This window comes from Blautia luti (assembly GCF_033096465.1).
In the GTDB taxonomy this organism is placed as follows: domain Bacteria; phylum Bacillota; class Clostridia; order Lachnospirales; family Lachnospiraceae; genus Blautia_A; species Blautia_A luti.
Genome location: NZ_AP028156.1, coordinates 2653276 through 2665099 on the forward strand (window position 1 = coordinate 2653276; position 11824 = coordinate 2665099).

Below are 11824 nucleotides of genomic sequence, written 5' to 3' on the forward strand. Positions count from 1 at the left end.
ATAGATTCAACAGTGCTATAGTATCTTTGCTTTATTATGATGTTAAGGTCAAAAAAGGTTTTTGTAACTAAACGAATATACTTTATAAATGATTTTGAGTACGCTGTTTTAGCTTCAGCGTACTTAAATCTATTATTGGAGGAATTATGCAGATAATTATTATCGGGTGCGGCAAAGTCGGACGCACCCTGGCTGAGCAGCTTCAGGAAGAAGAATCAGATATTACCCTGGTAGATGTATCTTCCACAGTAATCAATTCTCTTCAGGATGACATCGATGCCATGGGTATCGTAGGAAACGGCGCCAGCATTAACACTTTAATGGAGGCAGGCATTGAAAATGCCGATATCCTTATTGCCGTGACAGGTTCTGACGAAATGAACCTTCTGTGCTGTCTCATCGCTCAGAAAACAGGACACTGCCAGACCATCGCCCGTGTCCGCAATCCTATCTACGGAAAGGAGATTGCATTCATTAAAGAACGTCTGGGCGTAACCATGATCATCAATCCTGAACTGGCAGCTGCACAGGAGATTTCCCGTCTTCTACGTTTCCCGTCTGCTATCAAGATCGACACCTTTGCCAAGGGACATGTAGAACTTTTGAAATTCAAAGTTCTTCCGGAATTCGACCTGGATGGAATGACTATTTCCCGAATTACGGAAACCCTGCGCTGCGATGTTCTTTTCTGCGCAGTAGAAAGCCGTGACGCTGTTTCAATCCCCGGCGGAAATTATGTGATCCATGACGGCGATATGGTATCCATTCTGGCATCTCCCATGAATGCTGCCGCCTTTTTCAAAAAGATCGGGCTGAAAACCAACCAGGTAAAAAATGCTATCATCGTCGGTGGCGGAACTATTTCCTATTACCTGACCAAAGCCCTGCTGGATATGAATATCTCTGTAAAAATCATCGAACAGAATGCAGCACGCTGCGAAACCCTCAGTGATCTTCTGCCTGATGCAACCATCATCAATGGCGACGGTACGAACCGTTCTCTCCTTATGGAAGAAGGGCTTCCCAGAGCAGAAGCATTCGTATCCCTCACAAACCTGGATGAAGAAAATGTATTCCTGGCTCTTTTTGCCAAAACGATCTCCAATGCCAAACTGGTTGCCAAAGTAAACCGTCTTGCCTTCGACGACGTGATCGACAATCTGGATATCGGAAGCGTAATTTATCCCAAATATATTACCGCAGACTATATTCTTCAGTATGTACGTGCCATGCAGAACAGTATCGGAAGCAATATCGAAACTCTTTATCATATCCTGGATAACAAAGCTGAAGCATTGGAGTTTGCCATCCGCGAGAATTCACCGGTAGTAGGCATTCCCCTTTCTGATCTGAACCTGCGCAAAAATCTTCTGGTGGGCTACTTAAACCGCAACGGTGTGGTAATGATCCCCCGCGGACATGATACCATCCAGGTAGGAGATACCGTGATCATCGTCACCACCCAGAAAGGACTCCGGGATATTACAGATATTCTCGAAAGGTAAGGAAACCACATTATGAATTATTCCATCATTATTTATATCATCGGATATATTCTGGAGATCGAGGCTGCATTTATGGCACTTCCACTGGTCACTTCCATAATCTACAGGGAAACTTCCGGATATGCTTTTCTCATTACCATCATCCTCTGTCTTGCACTCGGTATTCCGATGACATATAAAAAGTCTTCCAAAAAGGCCTTTTATACCAAAGAAGGTTTCGTGACCGTAGCACTGAGCTGGATCGTATTAAGTATTATGGGTGCAGTTCCCTTTGTGATCAGCGGAAGTATTCCCCACCCTGTGGATGCGCTGTTTGAAACAGTTTCCGGATTTACCACAACCGGTGCCAGCATCCTAACAGATGTAGAAGCACTGCCTCACTGTATACTGATCTGGAGAAGTTTCACACACTGGATCGGAGGTATGGGAGTTCTGGTCTTCATCCTTTCTTTGCTGCCTCTTACAGGCGGTTACCACATGAACCTGATGAAAGCAGAAAGCCCTGGACCATCGGTAAGTAAACTTGCTCCAAAAGTACAGTCTACTGCCAAAATCCTGTATACCATCTACATTGCAATAACACTGATCCAGATCGTATTTCTGCTGATTGGAAAAATGCCTCTGTTTGACACTCTCTGTACTGCATTCGGTACTGCCGGTACCGGAGGTTTTGGTATTAAAGCTGACAGCATGGCAAGTTACAGTACCTACCTTCAGGTAGTGATCACTGTATTCATGATTCTGTTTGGGGTAAACTTTAATGTATATTTCTTTATTCTTACAAAGAAATTTGCTCAGGCATTTAAAATGGAAGAAGTACGCTATTACTTCGCCATTATCGCTATAGCTGTACTGATCATCACCTGCAACATCTACCATATGTTCGGAAGTATTCCCGAAGCATTCCAGCAGGCTGCATTCCAGGTCGGTTCTATCATCACCACTACCGGGTATGCTACCACAGATTTCAATCTGTGGCCCGAAATCTCACGAACGATCCTGGTATTGCTGATGTTTATCGGTGCATGTGCTGGAAGTACAGGTGGCGGTATCAAAGTCTCCAGAATTCTGATCCTGTGTAAAACAGTCCGCAAGGAACTTCACATTTTCCTGCATCCCAATGCAGTAAAGAAAATAAAAATGGATGGCAAAGCCATCCCTCACGAAGTGGTTCGTTCCACTAATATTTTCTTTATTGTATTCGTGCTGATCTTCTCAGGATCTGTATTTCTCATCGCATTTGATGACTTTGACCTGATCACAAACTTTACAGCAGTAGCCGCTACCATCAATAACATCGGACCTGGTTTTGAACTGGTGGGACCAAACGGAAACTTTTCCATGTTCTCCTGCTTTTCCAAACTGGTTCTTACGTTTGATATGCTGGCAGGCAGACTGGAAATCTTCCCCCTTCTCTTATTATTTGTAAGAGATACCTGGAAAAAATTCTGATACCTGAACATCTCACAGACTCAAATCTGTGAGATGTTTTTATTTTTCCCTTTTATTTTCTTTCTTTTTACATTTTGTTCATATTTTATTTACATATTTTGGATATACTATTAATCGGGAAAGGCGGTAAGCCTTTCTTATAAATATTTTTCTTTTTCATACGCGCCGGTACGAAAGTACCGGCCTCCTTCCATTTATGGGGGATTTTTTTATTTCACAGATTTTCTTATCCCCTCATAATCAAATGCTGGAATAAAGCTTTCCCTGGCAGTTTCTCCATCCTGAAAAAATCCATTTTCAATTCCAAGTTCCAATGCAGCATTCAGAACTTTTTCATACTCCCGCTGTGTCACTCTTCGATTCAGTTCCTTAAACTCTTTCTGTTCAAAAACCGGTGTATACTGATTCATAATGCTGATATAGATCTGATTTCCGTAAGTTCTGTGAAGATATTCCAGTACTTTTATGGAATTTCTGGTATGCCCCGGCAGAATCAGATTGCGCACAATCGTTCCACGTCTCATATATCCCTCTTCATCAAACACTGCCGGTCCGGTCTGGCGCACCATTTCTGCAATGGCCGCTGCAGCAGTTTCCGGATAATCCTCTGCCCTGGAATACTTCTCTGCCAGATTACTTTCCGCATATTTGTAATCAGGCAGGTATACCTCCACGTATCCTTCCAGCATCTTCACAGTTTCCACCTTTTCATAGCCGCTGGAATTATACACCACCGGCAGACGCAGCCCCTGTTCCCGTGCCAGGTTAAGCGCGGCAATGATCTGCGGCACATAATGAGCTCCTGTCACCAGGTTAAGATTGGCAGCCCCCTGTTCCTGAAGTTCCAGAAATATTTCAGCCAGCCTGTCTTCTGTAATTTCCAATCCACTTTTTCCTATTGCTATATCACGGTTCTGACAGAAACAGCATCTCAGTCCGCATCCTGAAAAAAACACTGCGCCGGAACCTTTTTTACCGGAAATACAGGGTTCCTCCCACATATGCAGGGCTGCTCTGGCTCCATATATTTCTCCCGGCATTCCGCAGAATCCTCTCCTGCCCTTCGTTCTGTCCACATGACAGTTTCTGGGACATAAAACGCAATCCGTCATGGCTTCCTGTATCTGTGACCTGTCTTCTGTTTCTCTTATCTGCTCTGTTTTCATCTTGTTCCTCTGTCCCCGGTTTCTCACCGTTTCTTTTCTCTTCGTCTATTATACATGATTTCTCTCCGGAATCTATTCATATTTTACAATTTCTTTTTTCAACCGCTTCATGATCCGCTTTTCCAGCCGGGAAATATAGGACTGGGAAATCCCCAGGAAATCTGCTACTTCTTTCTGGGTCTTTTCCGTATCGTCCTTTTTTCCCAGTCCGAAACGCAGACGGATGATGGTCTGTTCCCTGGGAGACAGTTTATTAATCGCTTTTGCCAGAAGGGAAATCTCCACTTCGTCCTCCAGTCTTCTTGATATCACATCCTCATCTGTCCCCAGAATATCTGATAACAGAAGCTCATTGCCGTCCCAGTCTACATTCAGCGGTTCATCTATGGATACCTCCATCCGCGTCTTGCTGTTACGCCTGAGATACATCAGGATCTCATTCTCAATGCATCTGGACGCATAAGTTGCCAGCTTGATATTTTTTACAGGGTTAAATGTATTAATGGCCTTGATCAGCCCAATCGTCCCGATAGAGATCAGATCCTCCACCCCCACACCTGTATTGTCAAACTTTTTCGCAATATATACCACCAGTCTCAGATTATGTTCTATGAGAACAGATTTCGCTTCCTCTGCCTGCTCTGTCCCCAGTTTCTCCAGAACAAATGCTTCTCTCTGCGGCTCCAGCGGTGCCGGCAGAACATCATTTCCGCCAATATAAAAGATTTCTCCTGACCGGTTCATCACCAGTCTTGATACGACCTGAAATGGATAACAACTCATAGATATGCCCCTCCCGTTACAGTAATCTGGAATTCAAAAGTACTTCATATTCCTTACCAAAAGCGGAGGGTTCCAACGCAAATGCAAAAACCGGTCTGTCCACCTGCACCACCTCTGCCGGGGTCTGAATACAAAGTTTCTCCAGTGTGACCGCCAGCAGCATTCCCTGTTCCTTTCCAATACTTTGAAAAGTAACGAAATGAGGCTGAAGCCCTGCAGCCACCGTACCTTGCAGCTCCCCTGGATTCTCTTTCAGGTGTTTTAGCTGATCCGCTGTTTCAGCAGGCAGAAGGTCATATAAAATATCAGGTTTTCCGATGGAAACCGGTTTTCGGGTCACAGAATCCATCAGGAGATTTCCTGAATCATAAAACCCGTAAAAGGATTTACTCCTTCCCCCACAGACCAGTGTTACAGGATAAACATTTTTCATCCGTATTCTTATGGAATCTGCCAGATAAGACCACGCAGAAGCTCCCAGACAGGTCACTGCTGCAAAAAGCACAAAGGCTCTGGCCGTCAGATTTTCGCTCTTTGCTGCCTCCCAGAAACCGCCACATAAAAAAGCCGCCATATAAAGAGTCAGCACCGCTTTTACCAGCAGACTTCCTTTTTTCAGTCCACATCCCACCACCAGCATTCCCACTGCACAGGCTCCATGAAGAAGTATCACTGCCGGAAGAAAACCAGCGGCTGGTACATAAAGAATACAACAGGAAAACAGGGCTCCCAGAAGTGCTCCCAGAAGAGTCCTTCCCCGGCTTTTTCCACACCGGAAGATTTTTCCGGTAAACCGCAGAAGAATATAATCCATCAGGAGATTTGTGACAAATACCACATCTATGTAGATCTCGTAATGCATTCCCTGCCCCCTTCATTATCACAGCAGTAAGTTTCGGATTTCCATCCGGGACTCTGCCGTCTGATCCTTCACTCAGGTAAGTGTTATTCATTATAGGGGATTGGATTTGCAGATTTTGTCAAAACAGCGGACGCCTGTCTTAGAATTTATCGCTGGAAAACGACATAAATTTGCTTTCTTGATTTTTTACATTAAAGTGTCACAGTGGCTTGACATCTCGTCTGTCTCAGAATAAAATGATAGGTAATTTCTATGTTTTACGAGAAATTTTTTATAGATTCTTACGATTGGAGGTCCATGACCATGAAAACAATTACCGGACATACCGGTCTTACTGCTCTTCTGGGCAGTCCGGTTGCACACAGCATTTCCCCTCTGATGCATAACGAAGCCTTCCGTATTCTGGGACTTGATTACGTATATCTTTGCTTTGATGTAAATGAAGATACCCTTCCTGCTGCAGTAGAAGGATTGAAAACCTGCGGGATCCGCGGATTTAATCTGACTATGCCGAATAAGAATAAGATCGTAGAGCTTCTGGATGAGCTTTCTCCTGAAGCGCAGCTTATCGGTGCAGTAAACACTGTGCTGAATGACAATGGGAAGCTTACTGGCTACAATACAGACGGATACGGATTTATGCAGTCTGTCCGTGATGCCGGACATGACATCACCGGAAAGGCTGTTACAGTGATGGGTGTAGGTGGTGCATCCATGGCAATCTGTGCACAGTCTGCTCTGGATGGTGCCAGTGCAGTTCAGATCTTCGCCCGTCGCACCAGCCGCTATTGGGATCGTACACAGAAATTCGCAGAGAACCTAAGCGCAAAGACAGGCTGTCAGGTATCTCTTCATGATAACGATGACCATACAGCACTGAAAAATGCCATTGATCGAAGCTATCTGCTGATCAATGCCACCTCGGTAGGAATGGTTCCTGATATTAATGATTCTATTATTAAAGACACGGGTCTTTTCCGTCCGGGACTGGTCGTGGCAGATATTGTCTATGAGCCACAGGAGACCAGGCTTTTAAGAGAAGCAAAGGCTGCAGGATGTCAGACCTTTAACGGCATGTATATGCTCCTTCACCAGGGTGCCAAGGCATTTAAAATCTGGACAGGACAGGAGATGCCTGTAGAAGTGATCCGTGAGAAATATTTTTGTCTGTAAACAGTAAAACAGCGGAAGAGGGGGATTTTCCTCTCTGCCGCTGTTTTTATAAATTTCCTATTATTTTATCTTTTATGATTGCCAGAATTTCCCTGGGAATATAGATTAGCAGTCTCCAGGAACGATATCTGGACGGAATGGGATAAATTTCCCTGCATCCGCATTTCCTGCCAATAGCAGTGCCACGGAAAACATGAAAATGATTGGTGACTACTCCTACTGAATGATCCAGTCCGATCAGATCCAGACTGAATTTCAGATTCTCCGCTGTACTGGTGGATCTTTCCTCCAGTATCAGGCGTTCTCCCTTTATCCCATGCTCTGTCAGGTAATGATACATTGCCTGCGCTTCCGTAATTGCTTCACCAGTTCCTTTTCCACCGGACAATACCGCCTTTGTCTCCGGATTCTCCTGAAGATACTGCAATGCCCTCCTGGTTCTTTCCAGAAGGGCAAGTGTAAGCCGGGTTCCCTCTACATGGGCACCCAGTACGATAATATATTCCAGCCTGGGGATATTACGCATTTCTTCCGCAGCAATATTTATATTTCTTGCCGCTTCCGCATGGACACGGATCATTACGTCCGATCTTATGTGCTTTTACAACTGTACCGGATTTCTTCTGTTCCAGGTAAAGTTCTTTCTTCTTCTCAGGTGTGAAGATTGCATCCCACTGTGGCAGTTCATAGAGCCAGTCAGCTCTTGCATCTACCATGTTCTTATAAAGGAGCTCTTTGTCAAAGCAGAGAGATACTTTCGTATTCTCGTCCATTGTCTCGATCGGGTTCTTGATTTTCAGACTGTCATTGATTCCATCCAAGAAACCTACCATAGTCAGAACATCCTGTCCGTATTTCTCAGCCAGTTCTTTAACTGTACCGGTAACTACTTCATCCGGATTGGTAAGAAGCTGTTCATAAATTCCCTTTTCAATATTAAAATAATTAGCCCAGAATCTCTGAAGCTTATTACGGTCTGCCTGCTGGTCATAGGCGATGGAACGCCACTGCTCTAAGATTGTTTTATCGCTCATTTCCTTAATCCTCTTTTCCAATATTTCATAGGTATTATGTTCCCACAAGTGTATTTATTATATCATCTTTTTCATAAAAATACAAATCTTATTGTTTGTATTTTTGGTGAAATTTATGGTTTTTCTTTATTTTATACCCATTTTCTCAAGGTCTGCCGCTGCCTGTTTGAAAGAATGGAACTGAATGGCATGAATTCCTGCCTTTCTGGCAGCCTCACAGTTTTCTGCCCGGTCATCCAGAAATACAGATTTCTCCGGATTCAGATGATATCTGCTGATCAGAGTCTGATAGATATCCGACTCCGGCTTGATCTGCTTCACTTCGCAGGAAAAAACAGCTCCGTCCACATATTTCAAAAATGTCAGCTTGGAACGGGTTTTCCGCAGGGTATCTGTGGCATAATTGGATAAAATATAAATATAATAACCTTTTTCTTTCAGATACTGTACCCAGGTGTCTGCGTAATCGGTTTTATGGATTGTTTCGTCAGAGCGGCGCATCAGCTCTCTGATATCTGCCTCATATTCCGGTGCTTCCTTTACCATCTGGTTCACATAGTACACTTCATTATGGGTACTTCTGTCGCGTTCATTCCAGGTATTGCTTAAAAACACTGTTTTCGCAAGTTTCTCACGTTCCTCTGCCGGAAAACCAAAGCTGTCCAGATAGGTTTCCCAGTCATATTTCACCAGTACCTGTCCTACGTCAAAAATAATATTCTCCACTTCTGAATTCACCGCCTTTTTATTTTTGTTCAGTATCCTGTAAACCATCCACATAGCATATAAGAGAATGGGCAATGCTATGGCTGCACCCAGAGATGCGCGAAACCAGTTTCCTGCGACCTCACCTCTTCCGAAAGCAAATACCATAGGAAGGCAGAATACCAGAATTATCAGGATGATAGCAGCCCAGGCTCCTGCACGTTTAAATTTATTGTTTTTCATCGTTTCCCTTTCTGTGCGGAATATTTCTTTAAAAAAAGACGCGCCGGAGAAAACTCCCCGGCGCAGATTCGTCTTATTTATTTCTGTAGATGATGTCATCTCTTCCCGGACCATTGGAAATCATGGTGATCGGGAATCCGATATGTTCTTCTACGAATTCGATATATTTTTTGCAGTTTTCCGGAAGATCTTCGTAATTCTTAATTCCACGGATATCACATTTCCATCCTGGAAGCTTTTCGATTACCGGTTTCGCTTTCTCAAGCTTCACAGTAGTCGGGAAATCAGTAGTGATCTCTCCGTCAATATCATATGCAGTGCATACCGGAATCTCATCCAGATATCCCAGAACATCCAGAACTGTAAAGGCAACGTCCGTAGTTCCCTGCATACGGCATCCGTACTTGGAAGCAACACAGTCAAACCATCCCATACGTCTCGGACGGCCTGTAGTAGCACCGAATTCACCGCCATCACCACCGCGTCTTCTCAGCTCATCTGCCTCATCTCCGAAGATTTCGGATACAAAAGCACCTGCTCCTACTGCACTGGAATAAGCCTTGCATACTGTAACGATCTGTTTGATCTCATACGGAGGAATACCTGCTCCTACTGCACCGTATCCTGCCAGTGTAGAAGAAGAAGTAACCATCGGATAGATTCCGTGATCCGGATCCTTCAGAGAACCAAGCTGACCCTCTAACAGAACTTCTTTACCTTCTTTTAATGCATTCCACAGATACAGGGAAACATCACATACATATGGCTCTACCATCTTCTTGTATTCCATCAGTTCTTCGAAAAGCTTGTCCGGATCAAGAAGAGGTTTATGATACAGATGTTCCAGTGTGATATTCTTGGTTTCGCATACACTCACAAGTTTCTCTTTCAGATGTTCTTCATCGAAAAGTTCACTTACCTGGAAACCGATCTTCGCATATTTGTCAGAATAGAACGGTGCGATACCGGATTTGGTGGATCCGAAAGATTTACCGCCCAGACGCTCTTCCTCATACTGATCGAAAAGGATGTGATAAGGCATAACCATCTGTGCTCTCTCAGAGATCAGAATCTTCGGAGCCGGAACGCCTCTGCTTACCACTTCATTGTACTCTTTGAAAAATACAGGGATATTCAGGGCAACCCCGTTTCCGATCACGCTTGTTGTATGGTCATAGAACACACCTGACGGAAGAGTATGAAGCGCAAATTTACCATAATTATTTACAATTGTATGACCTGCATTTGCACCACCCTGAAATCTTACAATAATGTCTGCTTTCTGAGCAAGTGTATCGGTAATCTTGCCCTTACCTTCATCACCCCAGTTAGCACCAACAACTGCTTTTACCATAACTTTAATTCCTCCTGCTTAATAAGCTGAATTTTATATTATACATTAATTTCTGCCTTGATTCCCAGCATCTCTTTATGAGAATCCAGGATTGGCTGAACTACCTGACTTACAAATCTCTCGGTCTGTTCTTTCGCACGTCCTGTGTATTTCGCAGGATCCATGGACTTCTGCAGTTCTTCCAGAGTAAGGTTGAATGCAGGGTCTGTCGCGATCAGTTCCAGAAGGTTATTATCTTTACCTTCTACCTTCACTGTCTTACCGGCTTCCATAGAAAGCTCACGGATGCGTTCATGAAGTTCCTGACGGTCTCCGCCTGCCTTTACAGCATCCATCATGATATTCTCGGTAGCCATAAACGGAAGCTCTGCCAGCATATGTTTCTCGATGACTTTCGGATAAACCACAAGGCCGTCTACCACATTCAGACACAGATCCAGGATTCCGTCAATAGCCAGGAATCCTTCCGGAATGCTCAGGCGTTTATTCGCAGAATCATCCAGGGTTCTCTCGAACCACTGTGTAGCAGAAGTGATCGCCGGATTCAGGGCATCTACCATTACATATCTGGAAAGGGAAGCAATACGCTCACTTCTCATCGGATTTCTCTTATATGCCATAGCAGAGGAACCGATCTGGGATTTCTCGAAAGGCTCTTCCACTTCTTTCAGATGCTGAAGAAGGCGGATATCATTGGACATCTTATGAGCACTTGCTGCGATTCCTGCGAGTACATTCAGTACACGGGTGTCTACCTTACGGGAATAAGTCTGTCCGGATACAGGATAGCACTCCTTGAATCCCATCTTCTGTGCGATCATCGGATCGATCTTATCGATGGTCTCCTGATCCCCCTCAAAGAGTTCAAGGAAACTTGCCTGTGTTCCTGTTGTTCCCTTGGAACCAAGAAGTTTCATTGTGCTTAACACATATTCCAGGTCTTCCAGATCAAGAAGAAATTCCTGGGTCCAGAGTGTGGCACGTTTTCCCACTGTAGTAGGCTGTGCAGGCTGGAAATGTGTGAAAGCCAGTGTGGGCTGTGTTTTATATTTATCTGCAAAAGAAGCAAGCTCTGCAATTACATTGACCAGTTTCTTACGTACAAGCTTCAAGGCTTCTGTCATAACGATAATATCGGTATTATCACCTACATAACAGGAGGTAGCTCCCAGATGGATGATTCCTTTCGCTTTCGGACACTGCACTCCATATGCATATACATGGGACATTACATCATGACGCACCTGACGTTCACGTTCCTTGGCAACTTCATAATTAATGTCATCTGCGTGAGCCTTCAGCTCATCGATCTGCTCCTGTGTAATGTTAAGACCAAGTTCCTTCTCTGTCTCAGCAAGAGCAATCCAAAGTTTTCTCCATGTGCGGAATTTCATATCCGGAGAAAAAATATACTGCATTTCTTTACTTGCATAACGCTCTGATAAAGGACTTACATATCTGTCTGTACTCATTATTCACTCTCCTGTTTTTTCTTATAGCAGTCAGGTAAAATATTATGATATTTTCCATAACCGCTACTAGGTTGA

General features: G+C 44.0%; 11 protein-coding genes. 3 read left to right on the forward strand and 8 right to left on the reverse strand.

The window, feature by feature from the left end:
- Positions 1-146 precede the first annotated feature (146 nt).
- Together trkA and R8695_RS12275 are read left to right on the forward strand one after the other, a co-directional pair.
- On the forward strand, positions 147-1505 hold the full coding sequence (gene trkA, locus R8695_RS12270) for a Trk system potassium transporter TrkA (protein ID WP_118508325.1): 1359 nt from the start codon (positions 147-149) through the stop codon (positions 1503-1505).
- A 12-nt stretch (positions 1506-1517) separates the two neighbouring features.
- Positions 1518-2957 (forward strand): TrkH family potassium uptake protein, encoded by a 1440-nt coding sequence (locus tag R8695_RS12275; RefSeq protein WP_118508324.1) that lies wholly within the window; start codon positions 1518-1520, stop codon positions 2955-2957.
- Positions 2958-3166: 209 nt separating this feature from the next.
- On the opposite strand, the gene R8695_RS12280 is transcribed toward R8695_RS12275, so the two are convergent.
- From R8695_RS12280 to R8695_RS12290, 3 genes are all read right to left on the reverse strand, one after another.
- Positions 3167-4123: a radical SAM protein gene (locus R8695_RS12280; protein ID WP_243139505.1), complete on the reverse strand. Its 957-nt coding sequence runs from the start codon at positions 4121-4123 to the stop codon at positions 3167-3169.
- Between the two features lie 72 nt (positions 4124-4195).
- A complete protein-coding gene (sigE, locus tag R8695_RS12285) occupies positions 4196-4906 on the reverse strand; it encodes an RNA polymerase sporulation sigma factor SigE (protein WP_118508323.1) in 711 nt (236 codons plus the stop codon).
- Between the two features lie 16 nt (positions 4907-4922).
- Complete coding sequence (locus R8695_RS12290) at positions 4923-5768, reverse strand: sigma-E processing peptidase SpoIIGA (protein ID WP_118508322.1); 846 nt, start codon at positions 5766-5768, stop codon at positions 4923-4925.
- A 303-nt stretch (positions 5769-6071) separates the two neighbouring features.
- On the opposite strand from R8695_RS12290, the gene R8695_RS12295 reads away from it, so the two are divergent.
- The gene (locus tag R8695_RS12295) at positions 6072-6941 is read left to right on the forward strand and encodes a shikimate dehydrogenase (RefSeq protein ID WP_118508321.1); all 870 of its coding nucleotides are present in this window, start codon (positions 6072-6074) and stop codon (positions 6939-6941) included.
- A gap of 46 nt (positions 6942-6987) precedes the next feature.
- Here R8695_RS12295 and R8695_RS12300 read toward each other — a convergent pair whose 3' ends face one another.
- The 5 genes from R8695_RS12300 to purB form a co-directional block, all read right to left on the reverse strand.
- Positions 6988-7467, reverse strand: coding sequence for a YdcF family protein (locus R8695_RS12300; RefSeq protein ID WP_167515469.1), 480 nt, complete (start codon positions 7465-7467; stop codon positions 6988-6990).
- The gene (locus tag R8695_RS12305; RefSeq protein ID WP_118508319.1) at positions 7460-7975 is read right to left on the reverse strand and encodes an SEC-C metal-binding domain-containing protein; all 516 of its coding nucleotides are present in this window, start codon (positions 7973-7975) and stop codon (positions 7460-7462) included. Before R8695_RS12305 ends, R8695_RS12300 begins: the two co-directional genes overlap by 8 nt.
- A gap of 126 nt (positions 7976-8101) precedes the next feature.
- Complete coding sequence (locus tag R8695_RS12310; RefSeq protein ID WP_167515468.1) at positions 8102-8923, reverse strand: HAD family hydrolase; 822 nt, start codon at positions 8921-8923, stop codon at positions 8102-8104.
- 73 nt (positions 8924-8996) lie between these two features.
- On the reverse strand, positions 8997-10277 hold the full coding sequence (locus tag R8695_RS12315; protein ID WP_118508318.1) for an adenylosuccinate synthase: 1281 nt from the start codon (positions 10275-10277) through the stop codon (positions 8997-8999).
- 38 nt (positions 10278-10315) lie between these two features.
- A complete protein-coding gene (gene purB / locus R8695_RS12320; protein WP_118508317.1) occupies positions 10316-11749 on the reverse strand; it encodes an adenylosuccinate lyase in 1434 nt (477 codons plus the stop codon).
- Between the last annotated feature and the right edge of the window lie 75 nt (positions 11750-11824).

What these genes read in the sequence shown, in the direction of transcription:
- R8695_RS12310 (WP_167515468.1), bottom strand. Translation starts at nt 8,923, where the DNA reads ATGAAAAACAATAAATTTAAACGTGCAGGAGCCTGGGCTGCTATCATC.
- trkA (WP_118508325.1), top strand. Translation starts at nt 147, where the DNA reads ATGCAGATAATTATTATCGGGTGCGGCAAAGTCGGACGCACCCTGGCT.
- R8695_RS12300 (WP_167515469.1), bottom strand. Translation starts at nt 7,467, where the DNA reads ATGCGTAATATCCCCAGGCTGGAATATATTATCGTACTGGGTGCCCAT.
- R8695_RS12295 (WP_118508321.1), top strand. Translation starts at nt 6,072, where the DNA reads ATGAAAACAATTACCGGACATACCGGTCTTACTGCTCTTCTGGGCAGT.
- purB (WP_118508317.1), bottom strand. Translation starts at nt 11,749, where the DNA reads ATGAGTACAGACAGATATGTAAGTCCTTTATCAGAGCGTTATGCAAGT.
- R8695_RS12280 (WP_243139505.1), bottom strand. Translation starts at nt 4,123, where the DNA reads ATGAAAACAGAGCAGATAAGAGAAACAGAAGACAGGTCACAGATACAG.
- R8695_RS12275 (WP_118508324.1), top strand. Translation starts at nt 1,518, where the DNA reads ATGAATTATTCCATCATTATTTATATCATCGGATATATTCTGGAGATC.
- R8695_RS12315 (WP_118508318.1), bottom strand. Translation starts at nt 10,277, where the DNA reads ATGGTAAAAGCAGTTGTTGGTGCTAACTGGGGTGATGAAGGTAAGGGC.
- sigE (WP_118508323.1), bottom strand. Translation starts at nt 4,906, where the DNA reads ATGAGTTGTTATCCATTTCAGGTCGTATCAAGACTGGTGATGAACCGG.
- R8695_RS12305 (WP_118508319.1), bottom strand. Translation starts at nt 7,975, where the DNA reads ATGAGCGATAAAACAATCTTAGAGCAGTGGCGTTCCATCGCCTATGAC.
- R8695_RS12290 (WP_118508322.1), bottom strand. Translation starts at nt 5,768, where the DNA reads ATGCATTACGAGATCTACATAGATGTGGTATTTGTCACAAATCTCCTG.